21 protein-coding genes and 1 pseudogene are annotated in these 23,331 nt (G+C 56.7%); 14 read left to right on the top strand and 8 right to left on the bottom strand.

The window, feature by feature from the left end; genetic code table 11:
• Positions 1-400 precede the first annotated feature (400 nt).
• Entirely contained in the window at positions 401-718 is a 318-nt protein-coding gene (locus tag G6L01_RS10525) for a hypothetical protein (RefSeq protein WP_070164247.1), read from the top strand.
• 212 nt (positions 719-930) lie between these two features.
• Here G6L01_RS10525 and G6L01_RS10520 read toward each other — a convergent pair whose 3' ends face one another.
• The gene (locus G6L01_RS10520; RefSeq protein WP_070164248.1) at positions 931-2,079 is read right to left on the bottom strand and encodes an amidohydrolase; all 1,149 of its coding nucleotides are present in this window, start codon (positions 2,077-2,079) and stop codon (positions 931-933) included.
• 161 nt (positions 2,080-2,240) lie between these two features.
• Here G6L01_RS10520 and G6L01_RS10515 point away from each other — a divergent pair, with 161 nt between their 5' ends.
• Positions 2,241-3,353 (top strand): DUF930 domain-containing protein, encoded by a 1,113-nt coding sequence (locus G6L01_RS10515; RefSeq protein WP_070164249.1) that lies wholly within the window; start codon positions 2,241-2,243, stop codon positions 3,351-3,353.
• A 3-nt stretch (positions 3,354-3,356) separates the two neighbouring features.
• On the opposite strand, the gene G6L01_RS10510 is transcribed toward G6L01_RS10515, so the two are convergent.
• A complete protein-coding gene (locus tag G6L01_RS10510; protein ID WP_070164250.1) occupies positions 3,357-3,962 on the bottom strand; it encodes a LysE/ArgO family amino acid transporter in 606 nt (201 codons plus the stop codon).
• 86 nt (positions 3,963-4,048) lie between these two features.
• On the opposite strand from G6L01_RS10510, the gene G6L01_RS10505 reads away from it, so the two are divergent.
• From G6L01_RS10505 to G6L01_RS10480, 6 genes are all read left to right on the top strand, one after another.
• The gene (locus G6L01_RS10505) at positions 4,049-4,954 is read left to right on the top strand and encodes a LysR family transcriptional regulator ArgP (protein WP_070164251.1); all 906 of its coding nucleotides are present in this window, start codon (positions 4,049-4,051) and stop codon (positions 4,952-4,954) included.
• Positions 4,955-5,073: 119 nt separating this feature from the next.
• The gene (locus tag G6L01_RS10500) at positions 5,074-5,625 is read left to right on the top strand and encodes a heme NO-binding domain-containing protein (protein WP_070164252.1); all 552 of its coding nucleotides are present in this window, start codon (positions 5,074-5,076) and stop codon (positions 5,623-5,625) included.
• Positions 5,625-7,160, top strand: coding sequence for a putative bifunctional diguanylate cyclase/phosphodiesterase (locus G6L01_RS10495; RefSeq protein ID WP_070164253.1), 1,536 nt, complete (start codon positions 5,625-5,627; stop codon positions 7,158-7,160). The genes G6L01_RS10500 and G6L01_RS10495 overlap by 1 nt, the downstream gene beginning before the upstream one ends.
• Positions 7,161-7,214: 54 nt before the next feature.
• Positions 7,215-7,637 (top strand): secondary thiamine-phosphate synthase enzyme YjbQ, encoded by a 423-nt coding sequence (locus tag G6L01_RS10490; protein WP_070164274.1) that lies wholly within the window; start codon positions 7,215-7,217, stop codon positions 7,635-7,637.
• Between the two features lie 240 nt (positions 7,638-7,877).
• On the top strand, positions 7,878-8,324 hold the full coding sequence (locus G6L01_RS10485; protein WP_070164254.1) for a hypothetical protein: 447 nt from the start codon (positions 7,878-7,880) through the stop codon (positions 8,322-8,324).
• 340 nt (positions 8,325-8,664) lie between these two features.
• A complete protein-coding gene (locus tag G6L01_RS10480; RefSeq protein WP_070164255.1) occupies positions 8,665-9,903 on the top strand; it encodes a membrane dipeptidase in 1,239 nt (412 codons plus the stop codon).
• 148 nt (positions 9,904-10,051) lie between these two features.
• Here the strand turns inward: G6L01_RS10480 and G6L01_RS10475 are convergent, their stop codons facing one another.
• On the bottom strand, positions 10,052-12,094 hold the full coding sequence (locus G6L01_RS10475; RefSeq protein WP_081344007.1) for an O-linked N-acetylglucosamine transferase, SPINDLY family protein: 2,043 nt from the start codon (positions 12,092-12,094) through the stop codon (positions 10,052-10,054).
• A 308-nt stretch (positions 12,095-12,402) separates the two neighbouring features.
• Positions 12,403-13,962, bottom strand: a complete 1,560-nt coding sequence (locus G6L01_RS10470; RefSeq protein WP_070164257.1) for a hypothetical protein — start codon at positions 13,960-13,962, stop codon at positions 12,403-12,405.
• A 582-nt stretch (positions 13,963-14,544) separates the two neighbouring features.
• Here G6L01_RS10470 and glf point away from each other — a divergent pair.
• From glf to G6L01_RS10445, 5 genes are all read left to right on the top strand, one after another.
• Positions 14,545-15,648, top strand: a complete 1,104-nt coding sequence (gene glf / locus G6L01_RS10465) for a UDP-galactopyranose mutase (protein ID WP_070164258.1) — start codon at positions 14,545-14,547, stop codon at positions 15,646-15,648.
• Positions 15,621-15,929: a hypothetical protein gene (locus tag G6L01_RS10460; protein ID WP_139190095.1), complete on the top strand. Its 309-nt coding sequence runs from the start codon at positions 15,621-15,623 to the stop codon at positions 15,927-15,929. The genes glf and G6L01_RS10460 overlap by 28 nt, the downstream gene beginning before the upstream one ends.
• 70 nt (positions 15,930-15,999) lie before the next feature.
• Positions 16,000-16,203, top strand: a complete 204-nt coding sequence (locus tag G6L01_RS10455) for a cold-shock protein (protein ID WP_015916634.1) — start codon at positions 16,000-16,002, stop codon at positions 16,201-16,203.
• A 550-nt stretch (positions 16,204-16,753) separates the two neighbouring features.
• The gene (locus G6L01_RS10450; RefSeq protein ID WP_070164260.1) at positions 16,754-17,143 is read left to right on the top strand and encodes a DNA adenine methylase; all 390 of its coding nucleotides are present in this window, start codon (positions 16,754-16,756) and stop codon (positions 17,141-17,143) included.
• Between the two features lie 77 nt (positions 17,144-17,220).
• A complete protein-coding gene (locus G6L01_RS10445; protein ID WP_081344008.1) occupies positions 17,221-17,640 on the top strand; it encodes a GNAT family N-acetyltransferase in 420 nt (139 codons plus the stop codon).
• A gap of 31 nt (positions 17,641-17,671) precedes the next feature.
• Here G6L01_RS10445 and G6L01_RS10440 read toward each other — a convergent pair whose 3' ends face one another.
• The 4 genes and pseudogenes from G6L01_RS10440 to G6L01_RS10425 form a co-directional block, all read right to left on the bottom strand.
• Positions 17,672-18,253 (bottom strand): hypothetical protein, encoded by a 582-nt coding sequence (locus G6L01_RS10440; RefSeq protein ID WP_070164261.1) that lies wholly within the window; start codon positions 18,251-18,253, stop codon positions 17,672-17,674.
• Between the two features lie 364 nt (positions 18,254-18,617).
• Positions 18,618-19,430, bottom strand: a complete 813-nt coding sequence (gene istB, locus G6L01_RS10435; protein WP_070167559.1) for an IS21-like element helper ATPase IstB — start codon at positions 19,428-19,430, stop codon at positions 18,618-18,620.
• A pseudogene (gene istA, locus G6L01_RS10430) lies at positions 19,420-21,018 on the bottom strand (IS21 family transposase). The gene istB and the pseudogene istA overlap by 11 nt, the downstream one beginning before the upstream one ends.
• A gap of 209 nt (positions 21,019-21,227) precedes the next feature.
• The gene (locus tag G6L01_RS10425; RefSeq protein WP_070164565.1) at positions 21,228-22,028 is read right to left on the bottom strand and encodes a hypothetical protein; all 801 of its coding nucleotides are present in this window, start codon (positions 22,026-22,028) and stop codon (positions 21,228-21,230) included.
• Between the two features lie 332 nt (positions 22,029-22,360).
• On the opposite strand from G6L01_RS10425, the gene G6L01_RS10420 reads away from it, so the two are divergent.
• Entirely contained in the window at positions 22,361-23,188 is an 828-nt protein-coding gene (locus G6L01_RS10420) for a DNA adenine methylase (RefSeq protein ID WP_070164564.1), read from the top strand.
• Positions 23,189-23,331 lie beyond the last annotated feature (143 nt).

The following is a 23,331-nucleotide window of genomic DNA, read 5'->3' as shown; positions in this document are numbered from 1 at the left end:
AGCCCGCGCGGTAATGGGCTGATCTTGCTGCATCAACGCCTTCATCCCCGCCCAATAAAATCCCATCTGCCCCACTTCCAATCCCCACCCTTTATGCGCTAAACATCGGGTGAGATCGGTTGTAACGCGCCGATCTTGGGGCATGGAAACCCCTTACACAACGGCCTGTGTCGGTCGTTATAAAGACACCCCTCAGCCATAGGTTTGTGGCTGAGGCGGTGAACTGTGTCTATACGGTTCGCTCTCTACCATTCTCTATGGTCGGGGAGGTCTCGGCGTATGTCCAGAGCTTCGGCTTAAAGGTCGGGGCGGTCGTCTTGTGTACGGCTTTCCAACTCCCCGATCACCAGAGGGCAAAACCCTCCGGTGATCGCTCGTGTTGTTCACAGGGAGCGCCGCAATGGAGACTTACGATATCTGGGCTGACCTTCTCGCCACCTTCCGCGCCTCGCCGGATGCGATCAAGGCCCTCTGGCTGCTGATCCCGCCGGGCGTGTTTCTGGCCGTCCTGGCGCTGCTGCTCCGCTACCGCCTGCGACGGAGCGAGGCAGATAAAAACACCGAACTGACCTACACCGTCATCCGCCAGGACGACCAGACCGTGCAAATCTACAGCCACGGCACCGGCACCCCCCACACCGACCCAATTTTCCTGCCTGTAACACGAGCCGATAGCGGCAAATTGCTGGAATACTGGGAACGGTCTGAGCATTCTTAGCGGTGCAGTGCGGTTGGTTCCCGAGTGACACGTACTGTACTTCTGGGAATGCTAGTCACGGCTCTGATAAAAGAATTTGAGTCCGCCGGATTTGAATTTTGGGGTAGCGGCTCTCAATGAGCATTTCGAGTTGGTTTTTGCCGATCACTCAAAAGTCTTCGGTTATTTTCCGCGCTCAGACGAGTGGCAGCAGACCTATGCCTCGCGGCCAATCACCCCAATCTCCCCCGCACCACCCGCATAAACACCCTCGCTCCAACCTCAATCAACGCATCTGGAAAGTCATAATCCGGGTTGTGCAGGGCCGGGTGTGTCTCACCTGCGCCGAGGAAGAACATGGCGGCGGGGGAGGTGGTGCGGAAGCGGCCGAAATCTTCTGAGGCGCGCATCGGCAGGGCGCGGGCGTCGTGGGTTATGCCTTCGGCATCGAGGGCGGTGGCGAGGGCGGTGACGGCTTCGGGAGCGTTTTCGCAATGCAGGAAGATGTCGTGATAGGTGAGGGTCAGGCCAAGGCCGTGTTGTGCTGCGGTCGCGTGTGCGAGGGCTTCGGCTTGGCTGCAAAGCCCGTCCATGCCCTCATCGGTCAGGGTTCTCAGCGTCACCCGGATTTCGCCGTCGCCGGGCGCGATGCCGAAGGCGGGTTCGCCGAGTGTTGCGTGGGTCACGGTGGCAAGGCGGAAGTCGGTGGCCGGTGGGGCGCTGTGGGAGAGGGCGGTCAGGGCTGGCATCAGGCTGCTGACCGCCTGCATTGGCGACAGGCCGGTTTCGGGCTGCGAGGCATGGGCGGTCTTGCCGGTCAGCGTGATTTTCAACCCGCGTGAGGCGCAGTTGACCGGGCCTGCCTTCAGCGCCACATGGCCGAGCGGAATGCCCGGCAGATTGTGGAGGGAAAAGGCCAGATCCGGCGCAATCTCAGCAAAACGCGGATCGGCCAGCACAGCGGCGGCACCCGCGCCATTTTCCTCGGCAGGCTGAAACAGCAGCACAACGCGGCCTGTGGCAGGCGGCTGGCGCGACAGGCCAAGCGCCAGCGCCAGCAGAATGGTGGAATGGCCGTCATGGCCGCAGAGATGGCCTTTTCCCGGAATTGTCGATCCATAGGGCGGGCCGGTTTTTTCCGTAATCGGCAGGGCGTCGAGTTCGGAGCGAAACAGCAGGGTCGGGCCGGGTGCCGCACCCGAAAACACCGCCGCCACACCATGGCCGCCAAGCCCGGTCAGGATGCGGGTGGGGTTGAGCGGTGTCAGTGCCTCGACGATCCGCCGGGCTGTCTCTTGTTCCTCACCGGAGACTTCAGGATAGCGATGAAGCTCGTGGCGGATGGCGGTGAGAGCGTGCAGATCGGTAGGGCTGAGGAACATGGTGGCTCCGCAATGGCGTGGCTGACATGCGTCTGTTAGCACGCCCTTGTGTCGGTCTGAAAGTATTGTGTCGGGCTGAAAGTGTCGAAACGCGGCTTGCGGGTTTGCGGCGGGCATCAGCCCCGTGTATGGATCGTGCAATGCAGGAAAAGCCGCAACCGATGCATAAACGCTTTGTCTGGGGCGTCACCGCCTCGGTGCTGCTGCATGGGCTTTTGGTTCTGGCATTCCTGGCCCATTGGCCCACCCCTGCGCCGGATGCACCGAAGGAAGAGGTCGTGTCGGTTTCCATTGAACCGCCACCAGAGGAAAAACCTCAACCCGAGAAAACCAAGCCGGAACAGCAATTGCAGCTGGAGTTGAAGCCGGAGGCCAAGCCGAAGGAAGAACCGGCGGCACCAGCCCCCAAAGCCCCCGCACCCAAAGCAGAAGAGAAGAAGCCAGAGGAGAAGCAGGAGGCCAAACCGCCTGCACCCGCACCATCACCGGAGCCGCCAAAGCCCGCCGAGGATAAGCCCCAGGCCTTCGAATCCGCGCCGAAGGACGAGGAGGCCCCGAAGGAGGATGCGCCCCCCGTGCCGCCGCCTGCCGAGGAACCGGCGGCACAACCCCAGTCACCACCTCCCGCTGCACCGAAACCCGGGCCGGATAAATCTGCCGCAGGCGATCCGCAAAAACCCGACCCGCCGCAACCGCCCGCCCTGCCAAAGGATGTGACGCCACCGGATGCCGGGCTGGCCGGACAATTGCCAGCGCCGGACAAGGTGGAAAAGCCGGGCGGCGGGCTGGTGACGGAACAACGCTTTGCACTGGATGAGGAGAGCGCCGCGCAGCCGCAGCAAAAGCGCGAGGCCTCGCCTTCGCCTGCATCGGCGGACAAGAAAGCCGGGCCTGTTGCCGCGTTGAAGCCCGCCAAACGGATCTATTCCAAGGCAACGCTATCCGATCCGCGTGTGCGCCAGGCCCTCGGCACGCTGCCGCCGGAACGCCGGATCGTGCAGATTTGCAGCATTGAAATGCTGGAACAGATCCGCCGCGCCGTTCCCGGTGCCGTGCCGGATGTGATTACGGGATCGCCGACAACGCGACAGACCATTACCGCACGGTTGATGGATGTTTCGGGTGCTGCGTTCCGCAGCCGGGGGCAATGGTATGATATCAGTTACCATTGCGAAACGGATGCCAAGACCTTGGCGATCACCAGTTTCAGTTTTTCACTCGGGGCCGCCGTGCCGAAAAGCCAGTGGCAGGCACGGCGGTTTCCGGTGAACTGACGCTTACGAATGCCGGAGCAGCCCGATGGCGATCCAGGCCATGACCACGGCGATGATCGCATCCAGAATGCGCCAGGAGGCGGGCCGGGCAAAGACCGGCACCAGCAACCGTGCGCCATAGCCGAGCGAGAAGAAAAACAGGAAGGATGCCGAAACCGCGCCAAGGCCGAAGGCTGTCTTGTGATCCGCAAAGCGGCTGGAAATGGAGCCGATCAGCAGCACCGTATCCAGATAGACATGCGGATTGAGAAAGGTGAGGGCGAGGCAGGTGGCAAGGCTTGCGGTGAGAGTGCTGGGCTTGGCCTCGCCGGGCGCAAGGCTGCTTTCGGTTTTCAATGCGGCCAGGGTGTGCCGGGCGCTATAGGCCAGAAGAAACGCCGCGCCACCATAGCGCAGCACTGGCTCAAAAGCGGGCAGAAGGGCGGTTACCGTCGCCAGCGCGCCAATGCCAAGCGAAATCAGCAAGGCATCTGCGGTGGCGCAGGTGAGGGACAGGATAAAGACATGCTCGCGTCGCAAGCCCTGACGCAGCAGGAAGGCGTTTTGCGCCCCAATGGCGACAATCAGGCTCAGGCCAAGAAACAGGCCGGAAAAATAGGCGTTTTGCATCGAGGTCTCCAGGTTTCCGCCCTTTGACTAATGCAAATGAATTCATTAGAAAAATTAACAAATATAACCAGGCATAAGAAATTCTAATGACATTTGATGGTGAGCACCTGTCAGCGCTGGTGGCTGTGCTGCGCAGCGGCAGTTTCGAAAAAGCCGCCCGTCAGTTGGGAGTTACGCAATCGGCGATCTCGCAGCGCATCAAGCTGCTGGAGGAGCGATCCGGCACGGCGCTGATCATTCGTGGCCAGCCCTGCTTGCCGACTTCGGCGGGGGCGCGACTTTGCCGCCATGCCGAGGAAGTCGCCCTGCTGGAGCGCCAGGTGATCGGTGATCTCGGACTTGCGCAAGCGGCCCAGGTGACGGTGCGGCTGGCAATCAACGCCGATAGTCTGGCGACGTGGTTCGTGCCAGCCATGGCCGCGGTGGAGGGCCTGTTGTTCGATCTCGTGCTTGACGATCAGGACCACAGCGCCGATTGGCTGCGGCGCGGTGAGGTGCGGGCGGCGGTGACTTCGCTTGCTGCGCCCGTTCAGGGCTGCGATTGCCGACCGCTTGGTTTGCTGACCTACCGCGCCACGGCCAGCCCTGATTTCGCGGCGCGATGGTTTGCGCAAGGGGTGACCGCTGAGGCTCTGGGGGGTGCCCCCTGTCTTACCTTCAATGCCAAGGATGGACTGCAAACCGCTTGGATGGAGCAGGTGGCCGGATGCCGCCTGTCGCCGCCTTGCCATTGGCTGCCCTCCAGCCAGGCTTTTATCGACGCTTCGCGTCTGGGGCTGGGCTGGGGCATGAACCCGGAAGTCACGGTGGCACCTTTGATTGCCGAGGGCGTGCTGGTGGATCTGATGCCGGATCAACCGCTTGCCGTGCCGCTTTATTGGCACTGGAGCAGGGCGCTGGGCCAGGCGCTCGATCCGCTAACGGCAAGCGTCCTTGCCGCAGCCCGTCAATGCTTGCAGCCCATGGCGCAGAAGCCTTTATCCATGCGGTAAGACTGCATTCACCACAAAGTATATTGGGGTCGTAGAGACGGATGGTACAACGCTTTGTTGTTAAGCTTTCTCTCATATTGTTGCCTCGCGTCGATAGCTGGGAGGCCTTGGGATAGACGATGAAGGGGATGGTTTTTACGGAAATGCTCGAATTCGTCGCCGCGACCTGGAATGAAGACATGGCTGACGACATTATCGAAGCCTCTCTGCTCACCAATGGGCTTGCCAGCGGTGGCGCCTATACCAGCGTTGGCACTTATGACCATCGTGAAATGGGCGCGCTGCTGGGCGCGCTGTCGCAGCGCTCCGGTCTTGACGTCGATGCATTGATGCAAGCGTTCGGACTGCACCTTGCGAGGCGTTTCGCCGTGTTGTTTCCAGGCTTTTTCGAGCGCAGCGGCGGTCTCTTTGGCTTTCTCGCCAGCATTGACGCCCATATTCATGTCGAGGTGAAAAAGCTCTATCCCGATGCGGAATTGCCTTCCTTTGAAATTCTCAGCCAGGACGCTACGTCCCTGTCCATGCTCTATCGGTCCGGGAGAAAAATGGAGGCCCTGGCGGAAGGCTTGATCCAGGGAGCCGCCCAGCATTTCGGCAGTACTGTTACGGTCGAACGCAGCGCGCGCGACGATGGGTCAACTCTGTTTGTGATCGCCGAGAGCGTATCGTGATGGTAAACCAGCCACTTGAGGTTTCCGATTCTGATAGGATCGACCGGCTGACTCGCCGCCTGGAGCGCGAGCGCGAGGCCCGCCGCCAAGCAGAGACATTGCTGGAAGAGCGTGCGCGTGAACTTTATATGGCCAATTGCCAGCTGGCCAGGCAGGCGGAAGATCTCGAACAGCGCGTCATGCAGCGCACTGCGGAACTGGTGCAGGAGCGCGAACGCGCCATGGCGCTGGCCCAGCAGGATCAATTGACCGGGCTTGCCAATCGCCGCAGCTTTACCGCAGTTTTGACCGACGCTTGCCAGAAGAGCCGCCTTCGAGGCGACCGTATCACCGTCGTTATCGTTGATATGGACAGGTTCAAGTTGATCAACGACGCTTATGGTCATGAGGCGGGAGATGCGGTGCTGCGGGAATTTGCCCGCCGGCTGATGGTTGCGGCTGGACCTGGAACGGTGGCACGGCTGGGTGGTGACGAATTTGCATTGATTCTCGACCACCTGCCGGATGTGACGGCCGATCATGCCTTTGTCTCTAGCTTTCGCGCCAGCTTGCAGGAGCCGGTTCTCTTCAACGGCAAACGCCTGGAGGTCTCGGCGTCTATTGGATATGCGAGCCTGCCGGATCACGCCGCATCGTCCACCGAATTGCTGCGGCATGCCGATATGGCGCTCTACGTTTCCAAGAAAGCCGGGCTGTCGCTGGCGACCGGTTTTGACGACGACCTTTGGGCCGAGGCCAACGAGCGACGCTTGCTGGAACTGGAATTTGTGCTGGCCATGGACCGCCATGAAATCATGCCCTGGTATCAGCCGATCGTTGATGGAGCCAGTAAGCGGATACTAGGGGTGGAAGTGCTGGCACGCTGGCATCATCCCTATCGCGGTCTGGTGCTGCCGGGTGTTTTCCTGCCGCTGGCCGAAGAGCGCAATCTTCTGGATCGGTTGTTTGCGCAGGTCGCCCGCGCGGCCTGTGCGCAAACAGCGCCGCTGGTCAAGGCGGGAAAGCTCAACTACGTGTCGGTCAATATTTCTCCAAGCCAGTTCAAGTCCGGTAATCTGGCGATGGTCATCGCGTCTATCCTGGAACAGACCGGTTTTCCCGCCACGGCATTGGTGGTGGAGATTACCGAGGACCTGATCATGTCGGACCTGCTGAGGGCCGGGCGCGAGCTTTCCGAACTTTCGCGGCTCGGTGTTCGGGTCGCGCTCGATGATTTCGGCACTGGCTATTCGAATATTTCTTCACTCAGCAGCCTGCCGATCCAGTGGTTGAAGCTGGATCGCAGCCTGATCAGCCGGGTTGGGGACGATCGGGTTGGGCAGGTTATCGTTCAGGCCGTGCTGCAAATGGCCCAGGCGCTCGGCATCGATGTGGTGGCGGAAGGCATCGAAACGGAGGTGCAGGCACGCTGGCTTGTGGATGCCGGATGCCGCAAACATCAAGGTTTTCTCTATGGCCGCCCGGCACCTCTCGAAGACTTGCTGTGTTTCTCGCAACCGGAACGTCTAAGCCTTGCAGTTGGAAAGAGCCCTTGACGCAGGCGTTCTATGGGCCATTTCCTTGACGGAGCGCAATTCGAGGAACATGCCATGCCGCAAACCAGTCTGTCGATTTCCACGCGTGGCCAGGGTCTGTACGAATTTACCGATCAGGTCGATGATTTTGTCAGGCATGCGGGCGCCCAGGAAGGACTATTGACTGTTTTCGTGCGCCATACGTCCTGCTCGCTGATCATCCAGGAAAATGCCGATCCGGATGTGAAGCGCGATCTCAAAGTGTTTTTTCAGCGCTTGGTCCCGCCATGCAACGATCCGTCCATGGCATGGATTACCCATCGCCAGGAAGGGCCCGATGACATGCCGGCCCATATAAAATCGGCGCTAACGCAGGTATCGATTGGCATTCCGGTTGCGAATGGGCAGCTTTTACTTGGAACCTGGCAGGGTATTTACCTGTTCGAACATCGCGACCAACCCCATATGCGCCAGGTAGTAATGCATCTAAGCTCTTGAACCACAAGCTGAAACTAATGAACCGAGACTGAATGGACGCTTCTGATGGCGTTCAGTATTGCGGCGTTAATCTCTCAGTCAATCGCTTACGGAAACGGGCTGTCCGACGCGAGATCTTGGTTGGCTTTTCTGCATCTGAGTTTTTTGCTGATTAGTCAAACCCATGATTAGACAAGGTTTTCGGGGCGGTAAACCGGTTTTTCAAAGAGAAACCCATGCCGTCCTTCGAGGAGAAAAACGATGCGAAGCATTTTTGCGAAAACAGCGCTGGCTGGACTGGCCTTGATCGGCGCGGTGGTTGCCACGGTTGGCCCGGCCGCGGCCCAGCCTGATGTTCGCCTGGGCGTCTATATCGGTGGCGATGCGCCGCAACTGGTACAGGCCTGGGGTGATGACGGCTATCGTCGTCCACCACCGCCACCGCCGCCATGGGGTGGTCCGCCACCTCCGCCTCCGCCATGGGGCGGCCCGCCGCCTCCGCCCCCACGGCGTTGGGATGGTCCCGATCCGCGTTACGGTGGCGTTTGCTCACCCGGCGATGCGATCCGTCAGGCCCGCCGCGACGGTTTGCGCCGGCCCAATATCGAACGTGTCACGCCGCGCCGTGTGATTGTCGGTGGTATCCGTTACGGCGAATATGATCGCGTCGTTCTCGCAAACCGCCCCGGCTGCCCCTTCGCGGATTGAAGCCGGTTAGAATTGAAGAGTGATGTTAAATGATTGGCGGCGCGCGTCCCGACAGGACGCGCGCCGTTTTACGTTTCTCCGCTGAACGCGCATTTGTAATCGCTCTGGACTTATTGTTCTATTCGTCTGACTATGGGGACGGATCAGATCAAAAGGCGCTGTCGTATCGATACGAGAGGCAATGGCGACGAAATAGAGTGTGTCGCTTGGTCTGGCCGAAGCATTTCAGAGCCTACTGCATTATTTGTGTTTCTATAAACCGGGCACAGGATGCGCGTAACATTCACGTCAATATTTATATTTAGTCATTTTTAAAATTCTTTGCTGGAGATATGTCTCAATGGACAGGCTTTCTTCTGAAAACCCAACAGATTCCGTTTCCGAAATAACCGATATGACTGTCAGCGTGCTTCACGCGCGTGCCTATCCCATCGATACCCATCTGGATTCGCTCTTTCTATCGCGACTGGCTGGATATGATTTCTGGAAGGGAGACTGGAAGGCGCATCGGCGCTCCCTCGTGGTCTGGCTGATCCGCAAAACCTCACCCAGAGGACGCAACAGGCCATTGTCCGAACATGTCAGCGGCCCGGATTTTCTGGAAGGCGGTTATGGCGGGGCGTGTTTCAGCGCCCACGCCTTGTGGGAAAACCTCATCCCGGCGCCCTTTCTCGACCCCTGGAAAAACTGGGTGGATCATCACCGTTATGTGGAAGAGGTTGTCAGGCAGAGCCAGGGCCGGATGCGGTTGGCACGCAATGCAAGAGAGGTCCGTGCCGCAAAGGCTGAGGGTTCGCGATGCGCGATCCTGTCCATGGAAGGCGCGCATATGTTGGGGCCAGGCGGGATGAAAAGCCAGGTCCTGCGGCTGGACAGGTTGGGCGAAATTGCCCGGGCCGGTGCCGCTTATCTGACCCTCAACCATTTCAGCCATACCGATATCTCCGAATCCGGCTATGCGCCGGTCAATCCGTGGCGCAAGATTGAGGGCGGCGGTCTGTCTTCCTTTGGCAGGCAGGTGGTGGAGCGCTGCATCGATGTCGGTCTGTTGGTGGATGTCACCCATACATCGACGCAGGGCATTCTCGATTCCTGCGAGATCTGTGTTCGCCGCCATGTACCAGCCTTTGCCTCGCATGGCGCATCGCGCACTGTGACGCGGGGTAGGGAAGAGAGACCGTCGCGTCATCTGGACAGGGCGTTGAGCGATGAGGCCATCCGCGCCATTGTCCGGACCGGCGGCTGTATCAGCGTTATCCTGGCGCCGTATTTCCTTCAGAATCGTTATCTTGCCGATGGCAAGCCGGACATGGATGCCGACATTGCCTTCGTGATCGCCTATTATGAAGCGTTCGCGCAGCTCATCGCCAGCATGGACATCGTAGAAGACCCCTGGAAGCATCTCTCCTTTGGCAGCGATTTCGATGGTGGCATTTCCAGCCTTCCGACCGGCATGCAGAGCGGCGCCGATCTTCCGAAATTGACTGAAGCCATGGTCGCCGCCGGTTGGCCGGCGCAGCGAATCATCGATGTCTATAGCGGCAATTTCCTGCGTGTCTGGGAGCAGGTCCGGCCCTAGGCCTTCAATCTTGTCTTCGGCATAAAGTAGAGCAGCGCCGCCCGCCAGATTTGGCGCGCGGCGCTGTAGCGCTTTATATGTGCTGCATAATTTTCTCGTTCAATCGATGCCGGTTTAAGAAATTATGCAGTGTCTTCGAGCCTTAGTGTCAGTCTTCGACGCCGGTCCACAGCCGTTTGTCGGGGAGGAGAGGCGCGTGCCTGTTCCACTTGGCGAGCTTTTCCCGGTAGCGCTGTCGATAAGTGCGATCATCCTCGAAATCGATATTCTCCATGGCGAATTCGACACCGATCTCGTAATAGGCTTCCATATTGAGCAGTTCGGGCTTGGGTGTTTCACCCCGCTCGCACTCGCCTTGCATCTGCCAGAACAATTCTTCGAGCCGGCGGGCAAGGCCGGGCATATCACGCAGGGCGCTGGTTTCGAATTGCCGACTCAAGCTTTCCTTGACGGCTATAAGGCTCTGGCGATCCTGGGCGAAGGCGATGGCGCGCCGCACATAATCATCTGGAGATTGGCAGATCAGCTCCGGCGCACCCGCTGAGGCAACGACGCTGGCGCAGAAACGCGATGCGAAGCTCTTGCCGGGAAAGGTCAGGACCGGCAGGCCCATGTTGATGGCGTCGGCGGCGGTGGAATGCGCACCGTAAGGGAAGGTGTCGAGAAAGAGATCGGCAACTGCGATTCGGGCAAGATGCTGCGCATTGCCAGCCTTGGCCGCAAACAGCAGCCGAGCCGAATCGACTCCGCATCGGGTTGCCGTATCGCGCAGACGCTGATTGACCTCTTCGTTGCCGGACAGCAACCAGAGCACGCTACCGGGTGTCGCCTGCAGGATGGTCATCCAGCGGGCAAAGCCGCTTTGCGTAATCTTCTGCATGCCATTGAAGCAGGCAAAGACGAAGGCGTCTTCTGGCAGGCCCACTTCGGCGCGTGTTGGGCGCGGCGCCACCTTCCGCTTGCGATCGACCGGCTGATTGCATGCGATCCGCAATACTTTTTCCGAGTAATAGATCTCGTATTCAGGCGGAACAATATGATTGTCCGCGATCATATATTGATGGAAGGGGCTCGCCATCGAGCCGGGATAGCCGCAGAAATTGACGATAACCGGTGCGGGCCGATAGGCGAAAATCCGGGTGCGCGCATGTTTCGTATAGCCGTTAACATCGATCAGCACGTCGATTTCATCGGCTGCGATCAGCCGGGCGGCATCGACATCACTCAGCGCAAAAATATCGCGCCAGCCATCGACCGCCTGTTTGATACGTTGCTGGGTCTCGTCGAGTGCTATCGGTTCACCGCAATAATAGGCGAACACTTCGATACTGGTCTTGTCATGTAACTCCAGAACTTCGCGCAGCGCAAAGCCGACCGCATGGTCGCGCAGGTCGGATGACAGGTAACCGACGCGTAACCGCTGGCCGGTTCCTGTCTTCTGGCGTGGCGACTGGTGTGGTACGGCGCTGAGATCCGGACGGCCGATCATCGTTTTATTGCAGCGATAGGCCTTAGCCAGATGAAACAGCGGATCGTCTGAGTAGCAAGAGATCGTCAAGGGCGACACTGCATCCAGCAATTGGCGCATGGTGACATGGGGAGATTCTTGAAGGACCGGCCATTTGCATTGACGCAACCGTATTGCGGACCAATGCTGACCGGCTTCAGTTTTATCCGGACGCAGTTCGATTGCTTTCCACAGGGAGGCTTCAGCCTCTTCCATCAGGCCGGCATTTTCCAGCACACGACCGATATGCTCCAGCACCATGATGCGATTGGCAAGCCTGTCGGGCGAAACATCCGTGGTCATTTCGGCAAAGCTGCGCCATTGTTGCAGGGCATCGTTGAGCAGCCCGCTATCTTCCAGAGATCTGCCCAGATTGACATGGGCGGCGCCAAATTGCGGATCAATCTTCAGGCAGGCGCGCAGAGCATTGATCGCCCCTGCCATATCGCCAATCTGCCTTAAGGTGACGGAATAGTTGAAGTAGACCATATGCACCAGCGGATGGGCGCTGTTATAGGCAATCCAGGCCTTGTAAAGTTCCACGGCCTGATCGACTCGACCTGCTCTGGCGAATTGCTCGGCGGTCTCGAACAACTTTGTCAGCGAGAGCTGTTGAGTGCGTGCTTGCTCCACGAAATCGGCAGCAGGTGTCGCGATAGTCGATGTTACAATGCCAGTGTCCATATCCACCCCAGGAACAGTCGGCCGCAAGGCCAGGTAACGACAACAGGCCTATGCCGACAAGCATGAGGCTGACGCATGACATTTTTCCACGGCAAACTGGACCGCGATGTCATGCCTAGCCTTGGTAGCGGCATTAGCTTGCATCGGGCTTGACGACGGATTCCCGGCAGAAACCATGGCCACAGAACATCGCATAAGGGTAGAATGGGGTCTGCAAAAGCAAATGCGGCGCCTGGATGAGGCGCCGCATTTGGTCTTGCTATCGAGGCTTCTACAAGCGCGGCCTGAGCCGCGCCTGTCATCAGAAGTTAGATGCTTTGATATGCCAGGATGATGGCTTCAACCTGCGATGAATTGAAAGCCTGAACCTGCGAGGTGGTGAGAGACTGCAACTGGTCGCTGGTCAGGACGCCGATATCCTGGGTGGTCAAGCCGGTGATCGACTTGACGCTGATCGCAGCAATATCGCCGGTGGAGAAAGTAACGATATCGGAAGTTTCGATCGCAGAGATCTGCTTGGAGCTCAGGTTGGCAACCTGGCTGGTTGTCAAAGCTTCGGCCTGAGCGGTTGTCAATGCCGCAATCTGGCCGGTGGACAGGCCGCCAATTGACTTGGTGGAGATCGACGCGACCTGGTCGGTTGACAAGCCAGCCACGGCATCTGTGGTGAGGACGCCAATCTGGGCTGAAGACAGGGTCGCTACCTGGGTTGTTGACAAGGCAACGACCTGATCGGAAGACAGGGCCTTGACCTGTGCGGTGGACAATGCGGCGATCTGTGCCGTTGTCAGGGCAGCTTCATCTGCGGTTTCCAGCGCGGCGACCTGGCTGGTGGTCAGGCCGGTGATGGACTTGGCACTGATTGCGCCAACCTGGGTGCTGGAAAGTGCAGCAATGGCGTCGGTGCTCAGGGCAGCGATTTGCTTTGCGCCGAGGGCAGAGATCTGGCCGGACGACAGTGCACTGACCTGATCGGTGGACAAGGACGCGATCTGCGTGGTCGTGAGGCCGACAATGGTCTTGGTGCTGATGGCAGCGAGATCGGTGCTGTCGAGCGTTGCAATATCAGCGGTGTCGAGGCTGCCGAGCTGGGCAGAAGAGAAGCCGGAAATCTGCGTGGACGACAAGGCCGAGACCTGGTCGGAAGACAGCGCCTTGACCTGTGCAGTGGACAATGCGGCGATCTGTGTCGATGTCAGGGCGGCTTCGTCAGCGGTTTCCAGCGCAGCCATCTGGCTTGTGCTCAGGCCGCTGATGGACTTGGCGCTGATTGCACCAACCTGGGCGCTGGTAAGGGCGGCGACTGAATCCGTGGACAGGCCAGCGAGCTGCTTGGCGCTGAGAGCGGAGATCTGACCGGTTGAGAGCTGAGTGACCTGGTCTGTGGACAAGGCGCCAAGCTGCGTCGAGGTCAGGCCGGAGACCGCCTTGGTGCTGATTGCCTGGATCTGGTCGGACGTCATCACGGCGATGTCATCGGTGCCGAGTGCAGCGATTTGTGTCGCAGACAGAACCGAGACTTGCGATGACAACAGATTGGCTGTCTGCGTCGTGCCGAAATTGCCGATCTGGGACGCCGTCAGTGCTGCCACAGCCTTGGTGCTCAAGGCGGCTTCCTGACCCGAGCTCAATGCCGTCAGCTGGCTGAGCGTCAGGCCGACAACGCCAGTAGCGGAAATGGCGCCCATCTGGCTTGAGTCCAGCACGGCCAGGTCTACCGTTTCGATCGCTGCGATCTGCTTGGAAGACAATGCCGCAACCTGAGTGGTCGATAGTGCAGCTGCATCGTCCGTATTCAGTGATGCGATCGCTGTGGTGGACAGCGCCTTGATTTGCGTGATGGATAACGACGAAACAATAGAAGTCATTGAGATGTGCCCCTTGGGTTAACGGAATGCCAACATCACCCTCCCACCATGGATTCTATCGGGTCACGACACGTCGCACCGTCGAATCAAATCGCATCAGAAGAGAAAATGCTACTCAGGACATGGCTCGGATGAGCCGGCACGTTAGGAGCGCATCATGCATAAGAGCTCACAGAAGCTCTGATCCTACGTCAATTGGCGATAACGTGTTGCAAAGGTGCATGTCGTTTCGCCAAAATTTGCCTTTAACACAGTCCACCTCCGTTCTGCATGGGAGATCGACTTATGCGATCATATGTACCCGAGGAATTACTAATTTTCATTTAATGGGCGACGGTAGAGCGATGGTGCAACTTCTGTTTTTAGAAACGTTATTTGATCCTTGATGTCTCTCTTGGCGCAATTCTCAAAAAACATTGCATTTGCTGAATGTGTTGCTATGGAAATAGATTATTGACAATAGCAAATTCCAGAGATCGGCGTTATCTGGTGGAGATGTAGATCTCTTGTTGATCTTGGCCTTCTTATCGCAAACACAATGATTTACCATTTGTGTTGAACAGCAATGGGGAATCGGGGTTGATGAAAGAAATTGCAATTGTCGGCGCAGGACTTTCAGGAGCGGTCATCGCTCGCGAGCTCGCCGCAGCGGGGCACAAGGTCTCGGTGTTCGAGGCGCGTGATCATATCGCCGGCAATTGCCACACGGCACGCGACCCTGAAACGGGCGTCATGGTGCATGTCTATGGGCCGCATATCTTTCACACAGATAATGAAACCGTATGGAACTACATTACTGGGTTCGACACATTTCAACCCTATACCAACCGGGTGAAGGCCATAACGGAAGGGCGGGTTTTTTCGCTGCCAATCAACCTTCACACGATCAACCAGTATTTCGGCAAGACTTTCAGCCCGACGGAGGCCCGCGCCTTTATCGAATCGAAGGGCCTGAAAATGGATCAGGAGCCGCAATCCTTTGAAGAACAGGCGCTGAAATTTATCGGCAAGGAACTCTATGAAGCCTTCTTCAAGGGGTACACGATCAAGCAGTGGGGTGTGCAACCGGACCAGTTGCCGGCCAGTATTTTGAAAAGGCTGCCGGTTCGGTTCAATTACGACGATAACTACTTCAATCATCGTTTCCAGGGCATGCCCAAGCACGGTTATACACAGATCGTCGAGCGCATACTGGATATCGATGGCGTTGAAGTTCATCTGAACAGGCCCTTTTCTCCGGTAGAAAAGGATGATTTCGACCATGTTTTCTATAGTGGTCCACTCGATGCCTGGTTCGACTATCGCGAAGGCAGGCTTCCTTATCGTACGCTGGACTTCGAAATCCTGCGGGGTGAGGGCGATTTTCAGGGAAATGCCGTGGTTAATTATTGTGGGTCTGACGTGCCTTATACCCGGATCACTGAACATAAGCATTTCTCGCCCTGGGAAACGCATGAGAAAACCATCTGCTATAAAGAATATAGCCGCTCCTGCACGGAGAAGGACATTCCCTATTACCCGGTACACCTGACAGGTCTGTCGGACAACCTCACCCGCTACCAGGAACTGGCTACCGTCGAGAAAAATGTAACCTTCGTCGGCCGGCTCGGCACTTTCCGATATCTCGACATGGATGTCTCCATCGCCGAAGCGCTTGATTGCGCAAAGAAATTTGTGTCTGGTTGAGAAAGGGTAAACTCAGAGGTGACGCAGAATTCTTGAGTTCACTGGGGTCTTTCAGGCCACTATGGCTGCGGTGGGAGAAGGACAATGCAAAGCTGGACGAGATCGTCACCGAGCTGTCTTTGGATAAGGTCATTTTGAAGGCCGGTTCTGTCGGCCATGACGAATGCCGCGATAATTTTTGCAACGTCACCCAGGTCGAAGCGGTGTTGAAGACCTATTTTGAAACCGGAAGAAGCAATCAATTCTGCCAATTAGCTTTCTATCTCTGTGTTGGTGGTTGATCGACAGGGGATCACGCTATAAAAGTCTGGCGCGGAGTCAAACGGCTACGGGAATTCAAGAGGAAATGTCATGCCTACTGGTACTGTGAAATTTTTTAACGACGACAAGGGTTTTGGTTTTATCACGCCCGAGAATGGTGGAACGGATGTATTCGTTCACGTGTCTTCCCTGCAGCGCGGTGACTCGCTCAGAGAAGGTGACAAGGTCAGCTTCGAAATCGGGCAGGACCGTAAGACCGGGAAGTCGAAGGCTGAAAACGTCAGCGTTCTGTAATTGACGGTTTGCGCGTTCAGTGCACAGCGATGCGCACAAACGTATTGCGTGGTTTGAACGCGAATGTGTCGACATGGTCGAGTAGAAGGCGAGAAGATAGTCTGATCGCCGTTTCTATCTCGTCCTGTTACTAAAGCATCGGACCGAAAAGTGATAATCGCTTTTCGGTCCGATCATTGAGTGAATGCGAGCATAGGCTGCTTTGTGCTGTCCTAGCTGTTTGAAGTACACGGCCTTATTTCCAAACATTTATATCCACTACAAATGCAATCTGTCCGCAGAAAGGCAATCGCCGTTGCGCGCCTAGTATCTTCCAATATTCCGGCTGATGACCAGGTTATACCAAGTCTGGAAGATGCTCATGCATCCTGGACTTAAAAAATTTAAAATATCTCAAATGCATCAAGGGCTTGAGAGAATCGAAAGTGGCATACGAAGAGTCATTTTCAATGACTCTTCGTATTAAACATCCAGCCAGCATGGTCTGCCTGCTCACATCCGCCAAATCCAACACTTCGACCTATTCAGGAACGAGTCTGGGCCGTTTGAGGTGATTAATGTTCCGGGTTTTCATTTGATATCAGTTGGCACGCGCCAAAATCCGGTTTTATCTGGAGCGCCAGCTCAGTTCATCTTTCTCCAGAAGCTTGCCTTCATCAACCGCTATGAACGACCGGGCGTGCTGTTCTACCTCGATCCGCCGTACTTCGGCTGTGAGGACGATTACGGAAAAGCGCTGTTCGGGCGAGATCAGTTCGAGGTTCTTGCAGGGTGTTTGAAGGGCCTTCAAGGGCGGTTTATCTTGTCGATAAACGACCGTCCTGAGATCCGAGAAATCTTTGCTGGGTTTCCGGTTGAAGTGGCGGAGTTGTCCTATTCGGTGTCCGGCGGCAAAGGGACGGAAGCGCGGGAGTTGATTTATTATGGTAGGGATGGGTAATATTGAGCGCAAATGCTTAAGGGCATGTGCGCCGATGGACTGGCCTTATATTAGTTCTCCTGCGAGAGGCTACTGATTTGAAGCTGGTAAGGGTATCAAGCCAACCTGAATGGGAAGCGTATCATCAGATTCGACGGCATGTGCTGTTCGATCTGCGCGGATTGTCTGGATACGACGAGCACCATCCGGACGATAGAAAGCCGGAGCATCTTCCGCTAATTTTTGTCGATGGCGATGAGTTTGTCGGTGCCGTCCGTCTTGATCTCACTGGGAATGGGAACGGGGTCGTTCGCACGGTTGCAATTGTTGCAGAGCGCCAGCGGCAAGGTATCGGCCGAGCCATGATGACCGACGTCGAGAGACTAGCAATGGCTCAAGAGGCATTCAGGCTAGAAGCCCACGCAGCGCCTGACGCAGTGGGTTTCTATCACAAGATTGGCTGGGAACTTGTCGATGCACACCTGCCTAATCCTCTTATGGCAAAGCTTTTGAAATGACCGCTTTACGCCAAAACGAGACATGTCTGCGCTATTCTGAGTCCTTCAATTCAACAGCAAAGGGCTCGGATAGTGCGACGGTTTTCTTCCGACGAAAAAAGCTTCCGCGCTCAAATCGATATGGCACGTATATACATCGATAGTAGTTATGTGCCTCCAAAGTAATGCGCAAACCATCCCTGTGGGCCGCTGCATATTTTTCCGGAATGTCCACGTTGGCCGTCACGGCGATTGCAATGGCGCTGCCTTCCATCAATTCTTTGCGCAGGGCTTCAATCAGGAGCGCATATACATCCTGTCCGTTTGGATGCTCCTCCTCTGTCCACGCGCCTCTGGCTTCGACATCCCCCTCTAAATTGACGATAGCGCCGAACGGGTGAAATTCGCCGTACTTCTCCAGCATCGTTTTGGCGAAATCGGTGCAGTAGGCCAAAGCCAAATGCAATTTTTCAGGCGTAGCAGTCATCGACATCTCCGAATACTTGCGTTGCTTAACTTTACGCACTGTGCAGTGGTTAGAATAGTCCGCTTCGGACCAAAAGCCGCCATGGCGCGGTTCGCGCCAGAAGAAGACGTGTTTCCTTTCTCGACGCTTGACCTTGAGGCCAAGCAAGCAAATTATTCTCGGCCTGAGTAGTCGGATAAACTGCTGATGTCGGAGGGTCACGAGGTGACGATCGTATTCGTTGTCGTTCTTGTCTTGGCTTGCGGTGTCGTCGGTGCGACGATGCCGCCTCGTCGATTGGGGTCTGGGTTCAGCAAGCTCGATTACTCCCAAGCGTATGAAAACCTCCAGAAGCCGATTTCTCGTAAAACGGCATTCTGGATGAAAATGCGGCTTCTTCTTTTGCTTGTCGCGTTGGTTGGATTGATCGGATTCCTCTGTATAGTTCTGTAGGGTTTTGTCCCCGATGCACCACGTTGTTGATTTCCACTGAGAACTGACCCGTTATTTCCACCGAGATTTGACCCTCCTTTTAGATATGTTTCGGGTCTGGTGTAGTGGTCAAGCTCCTGTTTTTCTCCTTCGTGTTTTTCGGTTCATGAGCTGAGCTATTCTTGAAGCGGAAGCTGTCGTTTCCGGTTTCGAGGATGTGGCAGTGGTGGGTCAGGCGGTCGAGCAGCGCCGTGGTCATCTTGGCATCGCCAAAGACACAGGCCCATTCGCTGAAGCTCAGGTTGGTGGTGATGACGACACTGGTACGTTCGTAGAGCCTGCTCAGGAGATGGAATAGCAACGCGCCACCTGACGCACTGAACGGCAGGTAGCCCAGCTCGTCGAGGATGACGAGATCGGAATGGACAAGCCGATTGGCGATCTGCCCTGAGCGACCTTGCGTCTTCTCCTGTTCAAGCGCGTTGACCAATTCGACTGTCGAGAAGAACCGGACGCGCTTATGATGATGCTCGATCGCCTGGATACCCAAGGCGGTCGCAATGTGGGTTTTGCCTGTGCCAGGGCCGCCGACCAGGACAATGTTATTGGCATCATCGAGGAAGTCGCAGCGATGGAGCTGGCGCACGAGCGCCTCGTTGATCTCGCTGCTCGAGAAGTCGAAGCCGTTGAGATCGCGATAGGCCGGGAAGCGGGCAATCTTGAGCTGATAGGCGGTTGATCTGACCTCCCGCTCTGCCGTTTCCGCTTTGAGCAGTTGCGACAGAATAGGAATGGTAGCCTCAAAAGCTGGTGATCCCTGTTCGGTGAGCTCACCGATTGCCTGAGCCATGCCGTGCATCTTGAGTTGGCGCAGCATGATAACGATCGCGCCGCTGGCTGGGTTATGACGCATGGCGGACCTCCGCAGTCTTCCTCAGGGTATCGTAGCGTTCGACATTGGCCTTGGGCTCGTTGGCAAGTGTAAGAGCTTGCGGCGCGTCGATCGTCGGTGGTGTCGAGGATTTGCCATCGACGAGGCGATGCAACAGGTTCAGCACATGGGTTTTGGTCGGAACACCGGACGTCAAAGCCATATCGACTGCCGATAGCACTGCCTGTTCGTCGTGCTGAAGAACGAGCGCCAGGATATCGACCATCTCTCGATCGCCGCCCGGCTTTTTGAGCAGGTGCTGCTGCAGCGTTCTGAAGGCTTCGGGAAGATCGACGAACGGCGCACCATTGCGAAGAGCGCCGGGTTTGCGCTGCACGACCGAAAGATAGTGCCGCCAATCGTAAACCGTCTGCCCAGGCCCGTCATACGAACGGCTGATGATGCGAGGGTGCTCGCATATGATCAGACCCTCCGCTGCAACAACGATACGGTCTGGATAAACTCGAATGCTGACGGGTCGATTGGCGAAGGATGCCGGAACGCTGTAGCGATTGCGATCGAAGTGAACCAGGCAAGTCGGGGACACCCGTTTGGTATGCTCGACAAAACCATCGAAGACACGCGTCGTTGGCATCAGAGCTTTTGTTTCCTCGGCCAGGAGGTCAGCGATCGTGCCACGCATCTTTCCGTGCGGGGTCTGCTGCCAAACCTCCTTGCATCGAAGCTCCAGCCAGTCGTTCAGGGCTTCCAACGATGGAAAGCGTGGTGTCGGTTGAAAGAACCGATGGCGCGAATCCTGAACATTCTTCTCGACCTGGCCACCCGGCCCTGCGCTTGGGCTCCGGGCGTTCGTCGGGAAAACAGTTCACTGGACTGTTTTCTTTTCCTCCTCACCCCAACCAGACGCCGGATTGCAGAACTCCGGCTCATAGAGGTAGTGGCTGGCCATTGCCATGAAGCGGATGTTGACGTCGCGCTCCTTGCCGCGTCCAATCTTATCGATTGCCGTGCGCATGTTGTCGTAGATGCCGCGCCGTGGCACCCCGCCGAAGACACGGAACGCGTGGTTATGGGCATCGAACAGCATCTCGTGCGTCTGCAAAAGATACGCCCGGACGATGAACGCCCTGGAATAGCTAAGCTTTGTATGGGCCACCTGCAGTTTGGTGCGCTCATTGCCGATGATTGCCCAGTCTTCCGACCAGTCGAACTGGAAGGCCTCACCCGGATCAAAGGCCAGCGGAACGAACGTCCCACGCCCCGTGGTCTGCAGCTCTCTTTGCAGATCAGCTTTCCATTCCCGAGCAAAAGCAGCAACCCGACCATACGATCCATCGTAGCCAAGGCTCATCAGATCGGCATGTAATTGCTTCAGGTTGCGCCGCTGCTTCCGGTTCTTCTTGGCTTCCGTCCGCAGCCACGCTGACAGCCGGTCGGCAAAAGGATCAAGCTTGCTCGGCCGCTCCGGCACCTTGAACACTGGTTCCACGCCATCAAGACGGAGATACTTGCGGATGGTGTTCCGGGATAGGCCGGTCCGGCGGCAAATCTCCCGGATCGATATGTGGTCTCGAAAATGCCAGCGTCGGATCACGCTCAGTAACGCCATGTCGATCACTCCGTAGCCCCCGCTGAAAACACGCAGGGCAAGGTTCAAACATGGGTCAATTCTCGATGGAAATATCCTGTGCTACCGGGTCAGTTCTCACTGGAAATCAACATTCCGCACAACAGGTAGAGGCTGCCATAGGGGCAGTTGGCTTGACCAGCCAGGAGTTTGCAGGCCTCATCATCGATGAGGAAACCGGTATTTACGGTCTACGCGATGCTCAATTCACCCCGATCCTCTGGCGGGCTCTGCAAGCAGCCCTCACGCGCATTGAGGCGCTGGAGGCGAAGTGTGGCGTACTCACCAATAGCGGATAGGTAGGGCGCGCTCATTCGGCGTTGCTGACGGTGAAGATCACGGAACCAGCGCTGACTGAACCCTCCCGTAAGCATTGAAGGAATTACCTTATCCGTTAGCTCCGCCTCGTTCATAAAATAGATCGGAAGGTGCCCAGACATAGGAACGATAACTTCCTTCAACTCGTGCCTAGCTTGGATCATCTCAACATGTTGGCGGTCCAAACTGTATGCCCTGTCATAAATTATATACCCGTTTCTAATGGGTGAAATGGAGCCAATCTTATCATGTCGAGGCTTTATCACCTGCCGATCAAGCAGCCACCTGTCGTCAAAATCAGTTTTAGCGACGTCTGGCGAGTACTGTGGAGAGACTGCAACGACGGTAGAAAGACCCAAATCGTGATAGAAATTAAGCAGCCCATAAGCCCCCATGCTGCCGCCATATCCGACCAGATTATGCCCTTTAGTCGCGTTGCATATAGCTTCGACCACAGAAGGCATGTCATCGGATTGATACCAATCGTTTCCTGCCGGTGTCACCCCGATGACATTCATACTCAGTTGTTGGAAAAAGCGTTGCCCGAAAAAGAGACCTTCTCCCCATGGGGCCGGATCGCGGCGAGGATCAAATGTTATCACGGTCAAGGCGGCATCACTGTTGATGCACTGCCGCGCCACATAGGTTGATGAGGAGTAGATAATACGTTCCATAGGTAGCGGACGCTAATGTGATCGCTTTTTTCCGTCAATCATAAAGCGCAAGGTCAAGATTCCACCGCTGGAATTAGATGGGTGCGTTAGGCGGAAATGACACAGAGGCGCGGGAGGTGATTTTTTCGGCGGCGTGTCCAACGAGCACCTTCGAAATACGATGAATTAATTAGCGGCGTACCGGAATATTGACCGGGTGGCCGGGGTGTTGAAGCACCCCAACGACGGGCCAAAGATTGGCGTCCAAACCCGTCCGACAGTGAAAAACGATAACCGTCGCACCCGTACCCTGCAGGGCCGGATCTGTGTGACTGAGTCGTGAGATATTTGAAATGGTGAATCGTGAAGCCTTCCGGCCGGTCCCCAATACTCAGCCGCCAGCCGCTTGGATCGGTGGCAAGCGTAGCCTGGCACCGCGTTTGGTCAAGATGATCGAGGCGATGCAGCACCAGACCTATGCGGAGCCGTTTGTCGGGATGGGCGGTGTGTTCTTCCGGCGTCGGCAAGCGCCCAGGACTGAGGTGATCAACGACCGCAGCGGCGATGTCGTGAACCTGTTCCGCATCCTCCAGCGCCACTATCCGCAGTTCATGGATACGCTCAAATTCCAGATCACCAGTCGCCGCGAGTTCGAGCGGCTGAAGGCCTGTGATCCGGCAACGCTCACCGATCTGGAGCGGGCCGCCCGGTTCATCTATCTCCAGAAGCTCGCCTTTGGTGGTAAGGTCGCAGGTCAGACCTTCGGCGTCCAGCACAATGGCAGCGCCCGGTTCAACTTGACCCGCCTCGCTCCACTCCTGGAAGATGTCCACGAGCGCCTATCTGGCGTTGTCATCGAGAACCTGGACTGGTTGGCCTTCATCAACCGCTATGACCGGCCGGGTGTGCTCTTCTATCTCGATCCGCCGTACTTCGGTTGCGAGGATGATTACGGAAAAGCGCTGTTTGGCCGGGATCAGTTCGAGGTTCTTGCAGACCGTTTGAAGAGCCTTCAAGGGGGCTTCATACTGTCCATAAATGACCGGCCGGAGGTTCGTGAGATCTTCGCGGGGTTTTCGGTTGAGGGGGCGCAGTTGTCCTATTCGGTGTCCGGCGGCAAAGGGACGGAAGCGCGGGAGTTGATTTATTGGGGTGATGGGTGCGGGTTCCGAGAAACATAAATTTTATATCGTGAGGACAATGTTTTAGAGGCTAATGCCTCCTTGAGAACTTCTCTTTCCATAACATGCTGAGTGTTTTGTGTTGCTTGCGATAACTAAAGTTTCCGTTAGAAGAAATTAAACTCAAAGTTACATAAGGGGGA

Source organism: Agrobacterium vitis, assembly GCF_013337045.2.
Taxonomy (GTDB): domain Bacteria; phylum Pseudomonadota; class Alphaproteobacteria; order Rhizobiales; family Rhizobiaceae; genus Allorhizobium; species Allorhizobium vitis_B.
This window is presented reverse-complemented; position numbering and strand designations above follow the sequence as displayed.

Bases quoted from the DNA above. Each gene is read 5' to 3' on its own strand.
- G6L01_RS10525 (WP_070164247.1), top strand. From the start codon at position 401: ATGGAGACTTACGATATCTGGGCTGACCTTCTCGCCACCTTCCGCGCC.
- G6L01_RS10520 (WP_070164248.1), bottom strand. From the start codon at position 2,079: ATGTTCCTCAGCCCTACCGATCTGCACGCTCTCACCGCCATCCGCCAC.
- G6L01_RS10515 (WP_070164249.1), top strand. From the start codon at position 2,241: ATGCATAAACGCTTTGTCTGGGGCGTCACCGCCTCGGTGCTGCTGCAT.
- G6L01_RS10510 (WP_070164250.1), bottom strand. From the start codon at position 3,962: ATGCAAAACGCCTATTTTTCCGGCCTGTTTCTTGGCCTGAGCCTGATT.
- G6L01_RS10505 (WP_070164251.1), top strand. From the start codon at position 4,049: ATGACATTTGATGGTGAGCACCTGTCAGCGCTGGTGGCTGTGCTGCGC.
- G6L01_RS10500 (WP_070164252.1), top strand. From the start codon at position 5,074: ATGAAGGGGATGGTTTTTACGGAAATGCTCGAATTCGTCGCCGCGACC.
- G6L01_RS10495 (WP_070164253.1), top strand. From the start codon at position 5,625: ATGGTAAACCAGCCACTTGAGGTTTCCGATTCTGATAGGATCGACCGG.
- G6L01_RS10490 (WP_070164274.1), top strand. From the start codon at position 7,215: ATGCCGCAAACCAGTCTGTCGATTTCCACGCGTGGCCAGGGTCTGTAC.
- G6L01_RS10485 (WP_070164254.1), top strand. From the start codon at position 7,878: ATGCGAAGCATTTTTGCGAAAACAGCGCTGGCTGGACTGGCCTTGATC.
- G6L01_RS10480 (WP_070164255.1), top strand. From the start codon at position 8,665: ATGGACAGGCTTTCTTCTGAAAACCCAACAGATTCCGTTTCCGAAATA.
- G6L01_RS10475 (WP_081344007.1), bottom strand. From the start codon at position 12,094: ATGGACACTGGCATTGTAACATCGACTATCGCGACACCTGCTGCCGAT.
- G6L01_RS10470 (WP_070164257.1), bottom strand. From the start codon at position 13,962: ATGACTTCTATTGTTTCGTCGTTATCCATCACGCAAATCAAGGCGCTG.
- glf (WP_070164258.1), top strand. From the start codon at position 14,545: ATGAAAGAAATTGCAATTGTCGGCGCAGGACTTTCAGGAGCGGTCATC.
- G6L01_RS10455 (WP_015916634.1), top strand. From the start codon at position 16,000: ATGCCTACTGGTACTGTGAAATTTTTTAACGACGACAAGGGTTTTGGT.
- istB (WP_070167559.1), bottom strand. From the start codon at position 19,430: ATGCGTCATAACCCAGCCAGCGGCGCGATCGTTATCATGCTGCGCCAA.
- G6L01_RS10425 (WP_070164565.1), bottom strand. From the start codon at position 22,028: ATGGAACGTATTATCTACTCCTCATCAACCTATGTGGCGCGGCAGTGC.
- G6L01_RS10420 (WP_070164564.1), top strand. From the start codon at position 22,361: ATGGTGAATCGTGAAGCCTTCCGGCCGGTCCCCAATACTCAGCCGCCA.